We start from the raw sequence: 14088 nt of genomic DNA on the forward strand, positions 1-14088 counted from the left end.
AAAAGGCGGACCTCTGTAAAAGGTCCGCCTTTTTTATTCCGGCCCGCAACAACCCGGCCACTGCCCCTAGAGCTTGGTAGTAGCCTGCACTACCACTCCGATAATCCGGCAGTGCTCATCAAACACTGTCTTGGGATATGTCGGGTTCAAAGGCTTGAGGTAGAGCTGACCGCTCTCCTCCATCAACTGGCGAAACGTGGCTTCTTCCGAGCCCGGGGTACGGGCCACCACCATTTTTCCGGGTTCGGGTTCAATGTCGGGGTCGACCAGAATCATCATCCCTTGTGCAACGCTGATACCTATCGGAGCGGTCATTGCATCGCCCCTCACTTGCAACCAGAACGCTGCACCTTTGGCGTAATGGTCACTGACCTCGAACGCCTCGCCGCGTTCATAGCCCGTCTCTTGCGCCTGCTCGTTAACCTGCCCTGCCGTCACCCAGTTACCGACCGGGTATCGAAACGCAGACGTAATATCGAAGGCATAGTCGTCCGCGGACGTGTCCTCGTTTGCAGCACTGCGATCGCGAATCACCAGGGCAACTTCAAGGTGCTCCAGCCCGAGGGCGTGCAGCACCTTGTTCATCGTTGGCAGGTCGGGTTGACGGCGTTTATTGAGCCAATGACCCACACCGCCCTGAGATGCCCCGACGCGTTCGGCTAGTTTTTCTTGGGTGAGCTTGAGCTCGCGCAATTTGGTTCTGACTAAAGCGATCCATTTATCCATCAGCCGAACAATACGGATTGAATTCGAGCCAACAATACACATTCGGTATTATTTATATCAATTCCAAAAATACCTTATGTACTAATCTGCTGATGGCTGATTCGATTAATCTTAGAACGCAGGCAAATCATGACTCCTATCACAAAAATAACCCCGCAAACCGAGGCGGATATTGAGCTCGAAGCCTTGAAGGACAGCGCCGCTACCCAGCGGGCGCTCGACTATTATTTGAAACCAGCTGTTTCTCAGCAGTTTTTCGAGAAAAAACTGTTCATCGTGCGCAGCGATCTGAGCCAGGAAGAAGCGATGGTCAATGCATCGGATTATCTGCGGTGTGCGATTGCTACCGCGCATGGCGCAGCCGAGAGCCAGCAGGGCTCTCCTCGCGACCTGTTCCTGAGCGTGGCGCACTTTGCCGAGTCAGCCAAGATGCTGCTGGACAAAGCGCTGGATGTTCAGCAAGTGTCTGTGCGCTGAAAGGCCAAAAGGCGCTGGCTGATTCACCTGGATCGGTTGAGATTTGATCGTGCTGGCGGCGCAACACGACTACACAACAGACCCTGTGAGCCAACGCCTTTCAATCATGCGTTCAGGCGCTCCTGAGCGAGGCTGTCGGCAATATTAGTAGTGTTGCGATCCTCAGCTTTGGCTCGCAGGAAGATCTGACGCAAGGTGTCACCAATGCCTTCGACGTGCCGACGTACCTGTTCAGGCGAACCCCCGGTGTACTCGTAGGACACATCAATAATGCCACCCGCATTGATCGCGTAGTCCGGCGCATGCAGGCAACCGCGTCGCCACAACACATCGGCATGAGAGGCTTTGGCCAGCTGGTTATTGGCGGCACCGGCAATCACGGGGGCCTGCAGCAACTGCAGCGTTTCGCCGTTGATGATGGCGCCCATCGCACACGGCGAGAACACATCAACGTCCAGGCCGTAAATGTCTTGAGCACCCACTGCGTGAGCACCCAGCTCATCGACTGCACGACGCACGTTAGCCTCCTGGATGTCGTGTACCCAGAGCTCGGCACCCGCAGCCCTTAACTGCTGCGCAAGGTTGAAACCCACTTGCCCCAGGCCCTGGACCGCCACTCGCAAGCCTGTCAGATCGGCACGACCCAGCCGTTGCAAGACCGCTTCACGCAGGCCGATAAACACCCCAAGGGCCGTTGCAGGGGACGGATCTCCGCTGCGAATGCCCCCTCCCAGCTGTTCGCGGGTACCTGCACCCACCACGTGGCGAGTGCGTTGGCCCATCAAAGCCATTTCGGCGACCCCGGTACCCGAATCTGCGGCCGTGATGTAACGCCCGCCCAAACTCTCGACAAACGCTCCCATGGCCTGAAACAACGCCGGGCTCTTGTCTTTACGCGGATCAGCAATGATCACCGCCTTGCCTCCGCCCAAGGGCAACCCGGCCAGCGCCGATTTGTAAGTCATGCCACGGGACAAGCGCAGTACATCGTTCAAGGCCTGCTGCTCATCGGCATAGGGCCACATGCGGCATCCGCCCAGAGCCGGGCCCAAACGCGTGTTGTGTACTGCAATGATGGCCTTGAGCCCGGTGGCTTTGTCGTGACAGAACTGGACTTGTTCATGCTGATCAAATTCTGGGTGAGTAAAAATCGGCATTTCATTTCTCTCTTGTTTTTAGCCTTGGAAGCAAGCCAGACCGGAAAGTCAGGATCTGACCCGACGCACAGTGCGAAGCAAAAGAGTGAAGGTTTTGCTTAGGATTTTTCTTTCTAAATTGAAGGAAATGTTCTGCTAGTCTGCATTCATCATTCGAAAACAATAAGAAATCAGCACAATTCATGCAGATCAAATTAAGCGCTATCGACCGCAAGATTCTTCGCTTGCTGCAGCACAATGCCGACCTCTCGGCTGCCGAAGTGGCGGAGCACGTTGAGTTATCGCAATCGCCCTGCTGGCGGCGTATTCATCGCTTACAGGAGGAGGGGCTGATCGAGCGCAAGGTCGCCCTGCTCAATCCGAAAAAGCTGGGGCTTAACGTGGTGGTGTTCGTCAATGTGCGCCTTTCAGGCCACGGGCGACGACATCTGACGGAGTTTGAGGAAGCTATCACTGACTACCCCGAAGTGATCGAGTGCTACACCATGGCCGGCGATATGGATTACCTGCTCAAAGTCGTGACCCACGACATCGACAGTTACGAGCGTTTTTTGCGCGACCACTTATTGCAGAAGCCACACGTCCAGGAAGCGCATTCAAATATCGCCATGAGCGAGGTCAAACGCACCACCGAGTTGTTGCTGGACTGAAAACTGCCTGACCGTGAGGCCACGAGATAGAGGGGTTCAGCGAGGAATGGATAAATAATCCAGGGAAAGCGAGGAAAATAATTTGACTTGCAAATAGGAATGATTATTATTGCATGCAGCTGGTCGCGAGATCAGTCGATAATTCAAGGGACCTTAGGTCGGTCTTTTGAATTAGCTCCTCATCAGGCTAATCACGGTTATTTGACCCGGCTTATGGCCGGGTCTTTTTTTTGCGGCCAGTTATCTGGCTCTGCGTGCTTCAGGCTAATGAAGTCTGGTGTGCGACCGGTTTTTTTCAGTGGCCGCTACGATGCGGGCGATGATAGCAAAAGAACATCGACGAACGGAAGCTTGAAGTCCCTGACGATGGCCGTAATGGCAATTTAGCACTTGAGAATCACTCGCAAATACACTATTCTTGCGCGGCGTCAAGGATGACGCCCCCCCTTCAGTTTTCCCCTCCCCGTCCTCCAAAATTCCGTATTGGCCCGGCGCCATTGCGAGGTAAAGTAACGCCCACAATTATCAGATTCCGGGACTTTGACGATGACCGTGGCGCCCTCTTCACTCCACATCAGCAGTGACTTTGACAGCGGCAATATCCAGGTGCTGGATGCCAGTGACCCCTTGCACGTCAAGCTTGCGATCAAACCCGATACCCGCAGCCCGCACTTTCAGTGGTTCCACTTCAAGACCGAAGGCCTGACACCTGGCCAGACCCATCATTTTCAGTTGAGCAACGCCAGCCAGTCCTCCTACAACAAAGCGTGGGATGGCTACCAGGCCGTGGCGTCTTATGACCACGAAACCTGGTTCCGGGTACCGACTGAATTCGACGGCAAATCGTTGAATTTCAGCGTGCAGGCCGAACACCCACACATCTGGTTTGCTTACTTCGAACCCTATAGCCGCGAGCGTCATGATCAATTGATCAAGAATGCACTCCAATGGTCGGGCTGCGAATTGCTGGCAGTCGGGAAAAGTGTTGAAGGCCGCGACATCCAGCTTTTGCGCAAAGGCAATGGCGCCAGCCACAAGCGCAAAATCTGGATCATCGCCCAGCAGCACCCCGGTGAGCACATGGCCGAATGGTTCATGCAAGGGGTCCTCGAGCGTCTGGAACAAGGCAGCGACCCGCAACTGCGCAAATTGCTGGACTTCGCCGACCTGTACCTGATCCCCAACATGAACCCCGACGGCGCGTTCCACGGCCACTTGCGGACCAACGCCAACGGCCAGGACCTGAACCGCGCCTGGCAAAACACCGACCCCAATGTCAGCCCTGAAGTGTTCTTTGCGCTTGAACAAATGACTCACTACGGCGTGGACCTGTTTCTGGATATTCACGGGGACGAAGAAATCCCTTATGTGTTCACTGCAGGCTGCGAAGGCAATCCGGGTTACACCGAACGCCTGGCCACTCTAGAAGAGCGTTTTCGCAACCATCTCAGCAACTTGACGCGAGACTTCCAGACCACCCACGGCTACACCCGCGATGAACCCGGCCAGGCCAATATGACCCTGGCCTGCAACAGCGTCGGACAACGCTTTGACTGCCTGTCGCTGACCCTTGAAATGCCGTTCAAGGACAACAATGACGCTCCTGCCCCACAAACCGGCTGGGATGGAAAACGCTCCATGCAACTGGGCAAAAGTGTGCTGAGCACCTTGTCGGACATGGTTCGCGAGTTGCGCTAAACCCCGAATAAGCGGCGGCGCGAGGTAAGTCTTCCCCGTTGCTGCCGCTTCCTGTCGATTTTCACGAGAACTCTAAGCCTGTTTATGGATACCCTCGCAAAACTGCGCGCTGGCCAATTGGCAGGCCACAAACGTCTTGATCTGTCCTGTGGGCTGACCGAGTTCCCGACCGAGATTTTTCAACTGGCAGACTCGCTGGAAATTCTCAACCTGAGTGGCAACGCTCTGAGCAGCCTGCCCGACGATCTCCATCGCCTGACTCATTTACGGATTCTGTTTTGCTCGGACAACAGGTTCACCGAGTTGCCCGAATGCCTGGGCCAGTGCACGCAGTTGAGCATGATTGGCTTCAAAGCCAACCGGATCGCGTCAGTACCCGGCACTTCACTCCCCCCCAGCTGCGCTGGCTGATACTGACCGACAACGGCATCGAGCATATGCCGGAAGAATTGGGTCAGCGACCGCTGCTGCAAAAGCTGATGCTGGCAGGTAATCGCCTGCAACAATTGCCCGCCAGCCTGGCTAACTGCGAACGTCTGGAACTGATTCGTCTGTCTGCCAACCACTTGCATGAAGTGCCCGACTGGCTGTTGACCTTGCCCGGGCTGAGCTGGCTGGCCTATGCCGGCAATCCGTTGCGAGAGGATGCCAGCGCTCATTTATCAGCCGACAACACGCCGGACATCGACTGGTCGCAACTTGAGCTTGAGCAAAAACTGGGCGAAGGGGCATCCGGCATTATCTCCAGAGCACAGTGGAGTGCTCCGGGGCAGGCAAGCAGATCCGTTGCCGTCAAACTCTACAAAGGCAGCATCACCAGCGATGGCTCGCCACTCAATGAAATGAACGCCTGCATTGCAGCCGGCCAGCATCCGAACCTGATCAAGGTGCTGGGCCGTGTCACGGGCCATCCTGACAACACTGCGGGGCTGGTGATGGAGTTGATCGACCCGTCATTCTCCAATCTCGCCGCGCTGCCAAGCTTCGACACCTGCAGCCGTGACGTGTATGCCGCAACTACCCGCTTTAGCGCCGACAGCGCATTACGCATTGCCCGCGGCGTGGCTTCGGCAGCCGGTCATTTGCACGCGCAGGGCATCTGTCATGGTGATTTATACGCGCACAATATTTTGTTCAATGCCCAAGGGGACTGCCTGCTGGGCGACTTTGGCGCCGCGTGCTTTCATGCCATTGACGACAGCCCGCACACCCGCGCCTTGCAGCGCATTGAAGTGCGTGCGTTCGGGATCTTGTTGGGGGAATTGCTGGAGCGGATCGACTCGGGGTTGAGCGATCAACAGCGAGATCGGCTGCAAGACTTACAGCAGCGATGCATACAGCCTGATGTACTTGCACGGCCAGCCTTTGTCGACATCACCCGGGCTCTGGGGTGAATGCCTGAAGCTGTAGCCGCCGGCGCTGGCTGCAATGGGGCACAGTGGCCCTCACGTTTGTGAAGGCCCTGCGGTCCTTATCGCAACCTGCGCCAGTGGCTACACGGAGTTAAGCCAACGCCACAAACATCTCTTGTACGTCGTCCTGCTCTTCCAGCTTTGCCAGGAACTCTTGAACTTCAGCCATCTGCTCGTCGGTCAAACCGCTGACCGGGTTTTTCGGCTGATAGCCCAGCTTGGCCGACAACACGGTGAAACCGTGCTCCGGCAGAGCTTTTTGCACGGCATCGAGGTCCGTCGGTTCAGTGATGAACAGCGTAGTGCCTTCCTCTTCACCTTCCTCAAAGTCCTGCGCACCAGCTTCAATCGCCGCCATTTCAGGATCGGCATCCGGGGTGTCCGGTTTGGCTTCGATCATGCCGACATGGTTGAAGTCCCACGCCACCGAACCCGAGGCGCCCAATTGGCCCTTGCGGAAGGCCACACGGATTTCAGCCACCGTGCGGTTAATGTTGTCAGTCAGGCATTCGATGATCAGTGGCACCTGATGCGGCGCAAAACCTTCGTACGTGACGCGGTGATATTGCACCGCCTCAGTACCGATACCGGCGCCTTTGTTGATGGCGCGCTTGATCGTGTCCGCCGGCATCGAGGCCTTTTTGGCTTGCTCATACACCAGACGCAGATGCGAATTCATGTCCGGGTCCGCGCCATTACGGGCAGCGACCGTCAGTTCCTTGGCCAGCTTGCCAAAAATCTTGCCGCGGCTGTTGGCGGCGTCCGCTTTGTGTTTAACCTTCCACTGTGCGCCCATTACTCACTCTCTCAATCTGCTGTGTCGCGGCGGGTAGGCCGTCGAATGGGCGCAAGTTTATACGGCCAGAAGTCGTCAATCGACCAAAAAATCCAATCGGTCTGCCCTCAGCCCTTGTCCGCCTTGCCCGCCGCCGCGGCAAATTTGGCCAAACGCACGTCCAGATGCCTTGGCCTGCGCCCGTGATCCTCTGCCCGCTCCTTGCGTCGAATGGCATTGCGCACCACCAACGAGCCCAAATAGCGAATCGGCTCGGGCGGGAAGTAACCCAGCGGGCCGTTGACCAGCGGCGAGCGCGTCCAGTCGTTGGCGTGACCCTGGACCAGCGACGCCAAAATCTGCCCGCCCATATGACAGGGCCCCACACCGCTTCCCGAGTAGCCAAAACCGTAGAACACATTGCCATGGCTGCTCATCTGCCCGAAAAACGGCAAGCCGGTCACTGAACGGTCCGACGGCCCGTTCCAGGTGGCCTCGATACCCACACCGGCAAACGCCGGAAAAAACTGCTGCAACCTTTTTTGCAGCGACCCGGCATAGGGCGAAGGCTGATCAAACACCGCCAGCATGCGCCCGCCATAGGCAAAGGTATTACCGCCCTTGCCGAGCATGATTCGACCGTCCGGGGTGTTGTGGTAGTAGTGCACAAAAATTCGCGAATCAAGCACCGTCACGCCACTGGTAAGGCCGATCTCTTGCAGTAAATCCGGGCGCGGCTCGGTAATCAGCATGTCGCTGGACACAATCGCCACACTGCGGGAGAACTGCGGGAACGCCCTGGCCATCCAGGCGTTCATCGCCAGTACCACACGGTCGGCGCGAATACTGCCGGTCGGGGTCCGGATCAGGGCCGGGGAACCTTCTTCCAGGCCGACCATGGGGGTGTTTTCATGAATCCGGACCCCCAACTGCAAAGCGACCCGACGCAACCCGCGCACCAGTTTGCCCGGCTGCACACTGGCAGCGGCCGGAGAGAACCAGCCCTCGGCATGTTGGGCCGAGCCGGCACGGCGCTGCACCTCATCCACCGCCAGCTTGCTGAACGAGTTTATGGACTGGCGCTCCAGCGCGGCAATCACCCCGTCGGTCGAGCCGACCTGGGCCTGATTGGTGGCGGTGTAGAGCGTGCCATCCAGCCGGTAATCGGCATCTACCCCGTACTTTTCGCAAAACGCGCCTATCGCATAGATGCTCTGCTCCGAGGCTTTCACCAGCCGCACCGCCTCCTCCACCCCGAACAGACGCTCAAGGGTGAAATACTTGGCCGACCACGACAGTGCGCAGCCCCCATTGCGCCCGCTGGCCCCGGCTCCGCAGATATCGGCCTCAATCAGCAACACGTCCAGCTCGGGGTTCTGCTCCTTGAGCATGATGGCCGTCCACAGCCCGGTATAACCGCCGCCTACGATGCAGACATGGGCACGGGCCTCACCCGTCAATGCTTCACAAGCCTCAGCATGTTCCAGGGCAAGCGCCTGTTCCAGCCAAAAAGGTCGCATGGATAGTTCTCCCACTCAGGTACGAAAAGGTTTGATCAACAACGGATGGTTGGGCACGAAGGCACATTCGCGTTTGTACCCGTCAGGACGGCTGTTCCAGTGCGGGACCAGCACCAGCGCACTAAAGAGTGCGCAGACGGCAAAGACGATAAACACGGTGACCGTATCGAAATAGCCCGGCAGCAGACCACCCAGCACCGCCCCGACCGAACCGCAGCCGTTTACAAAACCCGCCGCCGTGGCACCAGCTTTGGCCGTGCCAAAGTCAATCGCTGCGGCGCCACAGATCATCGAATCCGGTCCGTACAGGGTCAGCCCCATCACAAACAAGAGGGCAACCACCAACAGCACGCTGCCGGACTGCAAGGCCCCCATAAAGAAAGCCAGAGAAATGGTCAGCGCCAGCAGACTCAATATGCAGGCGGGCATACGCCGGGCACCGAAGATTTTGTCTGAGGCCAGACCAATCAGGACCGGCCCCAGCAAACCGGCCAACTCAAACGCCGTGGGAATAATCGCCGCGCCGACCTTGCCCACTTGGGGCATCTGTTCGAAGACAATCACCGGCCCCCACAGCAGAATCGCGTATCGCGCCGGCTTGAGCATGAAGTACGCAAGCCCCAGGGTCAGGACCGTTCGATTGCGCATGATTTCGCGCAGGGGAGCCCAAAGGCTGAGGCGTTTTTCGGCGGCCTGTTCTTCAGCCGTCATCCGGGGTTCGGGCTCGACCGCTGGTAAACCGACATCTTCGGGCTTGTTGCGCTGGAAGATAAAAAACAGCACCGCAGCCACCGCCACCACTGCTGCGCTTGAAATAAATGCCGCGTGCCACGTGCCCATCAGGGTGTAGGCCCACCAACCGGCAAACGGCGACGCCACCAACCCGCCAAAGGCGTAACTCGAACTCCACAGCCCCAGCACCCGACCACGCTGCTCTGCCGGAAAAAAACTGCCGATGTTCTTGCACAGTGCCGCCCAGCCCGTGGATTGCGCCAGCCCCTGGATCAGCATGCAGGTGGCGAATATCGGCAAGGTGGCAAACGTGCCCATCATCAACGCAGCCAACGCTGAAATGATCAAACCGCCCATCACTACCACTCGCGGCCCGTAACGGTCAGCGAGGATGCCCCAGGTAAACTGCCCGATCGCGTAGGCCGCAAGGTACACAGCATCGAGATTGGCCATTGCCATCTTGTCCAAATGGAAGTTGGGGTCTTCAGCTATGCCCAGCTTTGCAACCGAGAACGCTTTACGGGTGAAGTAGAAGGCCGCGTAAGCCAGCCATGTGATGGCAAAAACCTGCACGCGCCAACGCTTGATGGTGCCAATGGACTTGTTCATTTCGGGTCTGACCTCAGAGGTGGATGTGCCGGCAGAATCAAAAAATCTCGCCTGTTTTTTTATTGTGTTGAGCACTTCAATACCGCCTTCAGACATGGACGGCATCAATCAGACAAACCGTGGCGATCCCGTTTTTAGCGGGCTTGAGAATCGCACCGGTCGTGTCACAACCCGGTGCTATCGAGGACATAACGCCGGGCGGGATCGATCAAAGCAATTACTGACTAATAGGTAAAATCGATTTATCGTATTTCACTCATAAGCTCAGCTTGTAAGAGATAGCCCGATGCCGGTTTCCCATGCGCAGTTGAAGGCCTTTCATGCGGTTGCCGTCCACGGCAGCTTCACCCGGGCTGCCGAGCGGCTGTATTTAAGTCAGCCAGCTATCTCGGATCAGGTCCGAAAACTCGAAGATCGCTTCGGGGTTTTGCTGTTCCACCGCAATAAACGCTCGGTGCGCCTGACCGACCTGGGGGAGCGTTTGCTGAGCATCACCCAGCGCCTGTTTGTGGTGCAGGCCGAAGCCCAGGAATTGCTGGAGGACTCACAGGCTTTGCAAACCGGTAGCTTGGTGCTGGCCGTAGATGCCCCCGTGCATGTACTGCCGCAAATTGCCCGCTTCTGCGAACGCTACCCCGGGATCACGGTAAAAATCGAAACCGGTAACACCGACGAGTCTCTGGCCCGGCTGTTCAACTATCAGGCCGACCTGGCGCTGCTGGGGCGCGAGGTCAATGACCAGAGGCTGCTTAGCCTTCGATTGCGCAGTGACCCAATGGTGGCGTTTGTGGCCCGCTCCCATCCGTGGGCCAGGCGCAGCTCCATATGCCTGGCAGATCTGGAGGACACGCCGCTGGTGTTGCGCGAAGTTGGCTCTGTAACCCGCCAGACCCTGGAAGAGGAAATGAATCAGGCAGGCCTGCGGATGCGGGCCGCGATTCAGGTCGAAGGCCGCGAAGCCGCGCGTGAGGCGGTGGTGGTCGGGATTGGAGTGGGGGTGGTGTCAGCAGCAGAGTTCGGTTCTGACTCGCGGGTGATCGCCCTGCCCATCACCGACTGTACGCGGCGCCTGACCGAAACCCTGGTCTGCCTACGGGAACAAAGCTCCCGGCGGGTGGTGGCAACATTTCTGGAAATTGTGCGGGAGAGTTTGTAAGCCGTTTTTTGAAAGTGACCACAAACCCCGTGGGAGCCGGCTTGCCGGCGATTCAGGCGAAACAGTCCTGCAGTCGGACCGCGTATCAACCATCGCCGGCAAGCCAGCACCCACAAGGTTCAGACCGTTTCAAATGCCGGGGCCAGCTCCATAAACGCCTTGATCAGCCGCAACCCGGCGCGCCGCTCCAGGCAGCCGAGCATGTGCCGGTTGACCAGCCCCGCACCGTTGATCGGCACCGCTCGCACCCGGGGGTCATGGCTGACTTCTACCGACGACACAATGCCTACGCCCAATTGCGCAGCCACGGCTTCGGTCACTGCCTCGCGGCTGTCCAGTTCCAGCAATACCCGCGCAGTTACACCAGCACTCTCGCACGCATCATCAAAGGTGCGCCGAGTGATTGAGGTGGGCTCGCGCAACACCATGATCACCTGGTTCAACTGCGAAATATCGATACCATCCGCCAGCGCCAGCCAGGGATGTTCAAGGGGCACCAAGGCGCACATCCGTGATTCGGTGAGTGCGCGCAACGCCAGCCCTTTACGCGGCTCGACCTCAGTCAGCACCGCCACATCGGCATGCTCTGAAAGCAGGGCAGCCAGGGTCTCCTGAGCATTGCCCAGGCGCAAGTTGACGGTTACCCCGGGGTAACGCGCACGCAGGCTTGCCAGCATCGGCATCACCATGTGCGGGCCGTCCGCAGCCACTTCAAGCCGTCCCGTGAGCAACTGGCGATTGGCCTCCAGCATGACCTGGGCTTCATCCACCAGGCCAAACATGGCACGGGTGATGGCAGCCAGCCTGATCCCCTCTTCCGTCAGCTCCACACGCCGTGCCGTGCGCCGCAGCAAAGTAATCTGGTAGTGCTCTTCGAGGGTCTTGATATGCCCGGTCACTGCTGGCTGGCTGATGAACAGGCGGGCCGCTGCCCGGGTAAAACTGCCTTCTCGCGCCACGGCGTCAAATGCACGGAGTTGAAACAAATTCATAGTCATAAGTCTCGCTGATGGCTGGCATAACAATAAACAATTTGATTGATATCAACTCAAACTGCAACTTATGCCGTGTATCCAGTAGCCATCCCCAAGCTTGTGAGGAAACCAGAATGAGTACTGTCGCGCCGATCCTGCTGACCCCTGGCCCGTTGACCACCTCGGCGCGCACCCGCCAGGCGATGATGGTCGACTGGGGCTCATGGGATGACAGCTTCAACCAGCTGACCGCCAGCCTCTGTGAGCAACTGCTGGCCATCGTCAACGGCGCCGACAGTCATTACTGCGTGCCCTTGCAAGGCAGCGGCACCTTCGCCGTCGAAGCCGCCATCGGCACCCTGGTACCACGCGATGGGAACGTGCTGGTCCTGATTAACGGCGCATATGGCAAACGCCTGGCAAAAATCTGTGAAGTCCTGGGCCGGCGTTTCAGCACGTTCGAAACCGCCGAAGACCAGCCCACTACTGCCGCCGACGTTGAACGCCTGCTGCTCGCCGACCCGGGCATCACCCATGTGGCCTTGATTCACTGTGAAACCAGCACCGGAATTCTTAACCCGCTAGCGGACATTGCCGACGTGATTGCCCGGCATGGCAAACGTCTGATTATCGACGCCATGAGTTCTTTCGGCGCCCTGGCGGTCGATGCACAAAAGGTGCCCTTTGATGCGCTGATCGCGGCCTCGGGCAAGTGCCTGGAAGGCGTCCCAGGCATGGGCTTCGTGTTCACCCGTAAAGAGTCACTGGCCGCTGCCGCAGGCAACTCTCACTCGCTGGCCATGGACCTGCAGGACCAGCACGCCTACATGGCCAGGACCGGACAATGGCGGTTCACCCCGCCGACCCATGTGGTCGCCGCGTTGCATGAAGCCCTGCTGCAATACAACGAAGAAGGCGGCTTGCCTGCACGTCACCGGCGCTACGCGGACAACTGCCAGACGCTGCTCGACGGCATGGCCCTACTGGGCATTCGCAGCTTCCTGCCAGAGGCGATCCAGGCGCCGATCATCGTCACTTTCCACGCACCGAAAGACCCGCGCTATCAATTCAAGGCGTTCTACGAGCGCGTCAAGGCCAAGGGTTTCATCCTCTATCCGGGCAAATTGACCCAGGTTGAAACCTTCCGCGTGGGCTGCATCGGCCACGTCAACCAGGCCGAAATGCAAGCCGCCGTCAATGCTGTGGCCCAAGTGCTTGAGGAAATGGAAGTGCTTGAAATCTGAAGTTCGCAACGCTCAAAAAACCCGGAATTATTGCGTGCGGCCTCGGCTGCTCATACAGGAATTACTGACATGTACTACACCAACCCAAGCAAACTTCAGGCAGCCATTTTCGACTGGGCTGGCACCGTGGTCGACTTCGGCTCATTCGCGCCTACGCAGATTTTTGTTGAAGCCTTCGGCGAGTTCGACGTCCAGGTGTCCATCGAAGAAGCCCGCGGACCAATGGGAATGGGCAAGTGGGATCACATCCGCACCTTGTGCGATCAGCCCCAGGTCGCTGAGCGGTACAAAAAAGTGTTTGGCCGTACCCCGACCGACGAGGATGTGACCGCGATTTATGAGCGCTTCATGCCACTGCAAATTGAAAAGATCGCTGACCACTCGGCACTGATACCGGGCGCCCTGGAAACAATCAACGGGCTGCGCGAGCAAGGGATCAAAATCGGTTCATGCTCGGGCTATCCGGCGCAAGTCATGGCCAAGGTGGTCGAGCTGGCAGCCACCAATGGCTACATCGCCGATCACGTAGTTGCCACCGACGAGGTTCCCAACGGTCGCCCCTGGCCAGCCCAGGCACTGGCCAATGTCATTGCGCTGGGCATTGATGATGTGGGCGCCTGCGTAAAGATCGACGATACCGTACCGGGGATTCTCGAAGGTCGTCGCGCCGGAATGTGGACGGTGGCGCTGCTGTGCTCCGGTAACGCGCTGGGCCTGACCTATGAGCAGTACCAGGCACTGGACCCACACACCCTGGCCACCGAGCGCCAACGCATTCACAACTTGTTCGAAGGCTCACGCCCGCACTACATGATCGACACCATCACTGATCTGCCGGATGTGATTGCCGACATCAACAAACGCCTGGCCAATGGCGAGATGCCACAAAGCAGCTGAGTCCGCACAAACAAAACGCGGCAGCCTGTGATCAGGTCTGCCGCGTTTTGTTTGGGATCAA

General features: G+C 58.0%; 12 protein-coding genes and 1 pseudogene. 7 read left to right on the forward strand and 6 right to left on the reverse strand.

Features of this window, described 5'->3' with window-relative positions:
- Positions 1-66 precede the first annotated feature (66 nt).
- Positions 67-726, reverse strand: a complete 660-nt coding sequence (locus tag AOC04_RS13560) for a LexA family protein (RefSeq protein WP_060694173.1) — start codon at positions 724-726, stop codon at positions 67-69.
- A 129-nt stretch (positions 727-855) separates the two neighbouring features.
- Here AOC04_RS13560 and AOC04_RS13565 point away from each other — a divergent pair, with 129 nt between their 5' ends.
- Complete coding sequence (locus tag AOC04_RS13565; protein WP_060694175.1) at positions 856-1203, forward strand: DUF6124 family protein; 348 nt, start codon at positions 856-858, stop codon at positions 1201-1203.
- A gap of 104 nt (positions 1204-1307) precedes the next feature.
- Here AOC04_RS13565 and AOC04_RS13570 read toward each other — a convergent pair whose 3' ends face one another.
- Entirely contained in the window at positions 1308-2360 is a 1053-nt protein-coding gene (locus AOC04_RS13570) for a Glu/Leu/Phe/Val dehydrogenase dimerization domain-containing protein (protein ID WP_060694177.1), read from the reverse strand.
- 182 nt (positions 2361-2542) lie between these two features.
- On the opposite strand from AOC04_RS13570, the gene AOC04_RS13575 reads away from it, so the two are divergent.
- From AOC04_RS13575 to AOC04_RS13585, 3 genes and pseudogenes are all read left to right on the forward strand, one after another.
- A complete protein-coding gene (locus tag AOC04_RS13575) occupies positions 2543-3010 on the forward strand; it encodes an Lrp/AsnC family transcriptional regulator (protein ID WP_016782348.1) in 468 nt (155 codons plus the stop codon).
- Between the two features lie 546 nt (positions 3011-3556).
- Positions 3557-4708 carry a M14 family metallopeptidase gene (locus tag AOC04_RS13580; protein WP_060694179.1) on the forward strand — a complete coding sequence of 384 codons (1152 nt, stop codon included), beginning with the start codon at positions 3557-3559 and terminating at the stop codon, positions 4706-4708.
- 84 nt (positions 4709-4792) lie between these two features.
- Positions 4793-6102, forward strand: a pseudogene (locus AOC04_RS13585) (protein kinase).
- 109 nt (positions 6103-6211) lie between these two features.
- Here the strand turns inward: AOC04_RS13585 and AOC04_RS13590 are convergent.
- The 3 genes from AOC04_RS13590 to AOC04_RS13600 form a co-directional block, all read right to left on the reverse strand.
- Positions 6212-6916, reverse strand: a complete 705-nt coding sequence (locus tag AOC04_RS13590) for a YebC/PmpR family DNA-binding transcriptional regulator (protein WP_060694185.1) — start codon at positions 6914-6916, stop codon at positions 6212-6214.
- A gap of 107 nt (positions 6917-7023) precedes the next feature.
- The gene (locus AOC04_RS13595; protein ID WP_060694188.1) at positions 7024-8415 is read right to left on the reverse strand and encodes an FAD-dependent oxidoreductase; all 1392 of its coding nucleotides are present in this window, start codon (positions 8413-8415) and stop codon (positions 7024-7026) included.
- Between the two features lie 15 nt (positions 8416-8430).
- Entirely contained in the window at positions 8431-9756 is a 1326-nt protein-coding gene (locus tag AOC04_RS13600) for an MFS transporter (RefSeq protein ID WP_060696958.1), read from the reverse strand.
- A gap of 286 nt (positions 9757-10042) precedes the next feature.
- On the opposite strand from AOC04_RS13600, the gene AOC04_RS13605 reads away from it, so the two are divergent.
- Positions 10043-10912 carry a LysR substrate-binding domain-containing protein gene (locus AOC04_RS13605; RefSeq protein WP_060694190.1) on the forward strand — a complete coding sequence of 290 codons (870 nt, stop codon included), beginning with the start codon at positions 10043-10045 and terminating at the stop codon, positions 10910-10912.
- Positions 10913-11031: 119 nt separating this feature from the next.
- Here the strand turns inward: AOC04_RS13605 and AOC04_RS13610 are convergent, their stop codons facing one another.
- A complete protein-coding gene (locus AOC04_RS13610; protein WP_060694192.1) occupies positions 11032-11904 on the reverse strand; it encodes a LysR substrate-binding domain-containing protein in 873 nt (290 codons plus the stop codon).
- 116 nt (positions 11905-12020) lie between these two features.
- Between AOC04_RS13610 and AOC04_RS13615 the strand changes: the two genes are divergently transcribed.
- Both AOC04_RS13615 and phnX read left to right on the forward strand, forming a co-directional pair.
- Positions 12021-13130: a 2-aminoethylphosphonate--pyruvate transaminase gene (locus AOC04_RS13615; protein WP_060694196.1), complete on the forward strand. Its 1110-nt coding sequence runs from the start codon at positions 12021-12023 to the stop codon at positions 13128-13130.
- A 69-nt stretch (positions 13131-13199) separates the two neighbouring features.
- Positions 13200-14027 (forward strand): phosphonoacetaldehyde hydrolase, encoded by an 828-nt coding sequence (gene phnX / locus AOC04_RS13620; RefSeq protein WP_060694198.1) that lies wholly within the window; start codon positions 13200-13202, stop codon positions 14025-14027.
- Positions 14028-14088 lie beyond the last annotated feature (61 nt).

It is taken from the genome of Pseudomonas versuta, assembly GCF_001294575.1.
GTDB lineage: Bacteria > Pseudomonadota > Gammaproteobacteria > Pseudomonadales > Pseudomonadaceae > Aquipseudomonas > Aquipseudomonas versuta.

What these genes read in the sequence shown, in the direction of transcription:
- phnX (WP_060694198.1), top strand. Translation starts at nt 13,200, where the DNA reads ATGTACTACACCAACCCAAGCAAACTTCAGGCAGCCATTTTCGACTGG.
- AOC04_RS13600 (WP_060696958.1), bottom strand. Translation starts at nt 9,756, where the DNA reads ATGAACAAGTCCATTGGCACCATCAAGCGTTGGCGCGTGCAGGTTTTT.
- AOC04_RS13560 (WP_060694173.1), bottom strand. Translation starts at nt 726, where the DNA reads ATGGATAAATGGATCGCTTTAGTCAGAACCAAATTGCGCGAGCTCAAG.
- AOC04_RS13590 (WP_060694185.1), bottom strand. Translation starts at nt 6,916, where the DNA reads ATGGGCGCACAGTGGAAGGTTAAACACAAAGCGGACGCCGCCAACAGC.
- AOC04_RS13605 (WP_060694190.1), top strand. Translation starts at nt 10,043, where the DNA reads ATGCCGGTTTCCCATGCGCAGTTGAAGGCCTTTCATGCGGTTGCCGTC.
- AOC04_RS13570 (WP_060694177.1), bottom strand. Translation starts at nt 2,360, where the DNA reads ATGCCGATTTTTACTCACCCAGAATTTGATCAGCATGAACAAGTCCAG.
- AOC04_RS13565 (WP_060694175.1), top strand. Translation starts at nt 856, where the DNA reads ATGACTCCTATCACAAAAATAACCCCGCAAACCGAGGCGGATATTGAG.
- AOC04_RS13610 (WP_060694192.1), bottom strand. Translation starts at nt 11,904, where the DNA reads ATGAATTTGTTTCAACTCCGTGCATTTGACGCCGTGGCGCGAGAAGGC.
- AOC04_RS13575 (WP_016782348.1), top strand. Translation starts at nt 2,543, where the DNA reads ATGCAGATCAAATTAAGCGCTATCGACCGCAAGATTCTTCGCTTGCTG.
- AOC04_RS13580 (WP_060694179.1), top strand. Translation starts at nt 3,557, where the DNA reads ATGACCGTGGCGCCCTCTTCACTCCACATCAGCAGTGACTTTGACAGC.
- AOC04_RS13595 (WP_060694188.1), bottom strand. Translation starts at nt 8,415, where the DNA reads ATGCGACCTTTTTGGCTGGAACAGGCGCTTGCCCTGGAACATGCTGAG.
- AOC04_RS13615 (WP_060694196.1), top strand. Translation starts at nt 12,021, where the DNA reads ATGAGTACTGTCGCGCCGATCCTGCTGACCCCTGGCCCGTTGACCACC.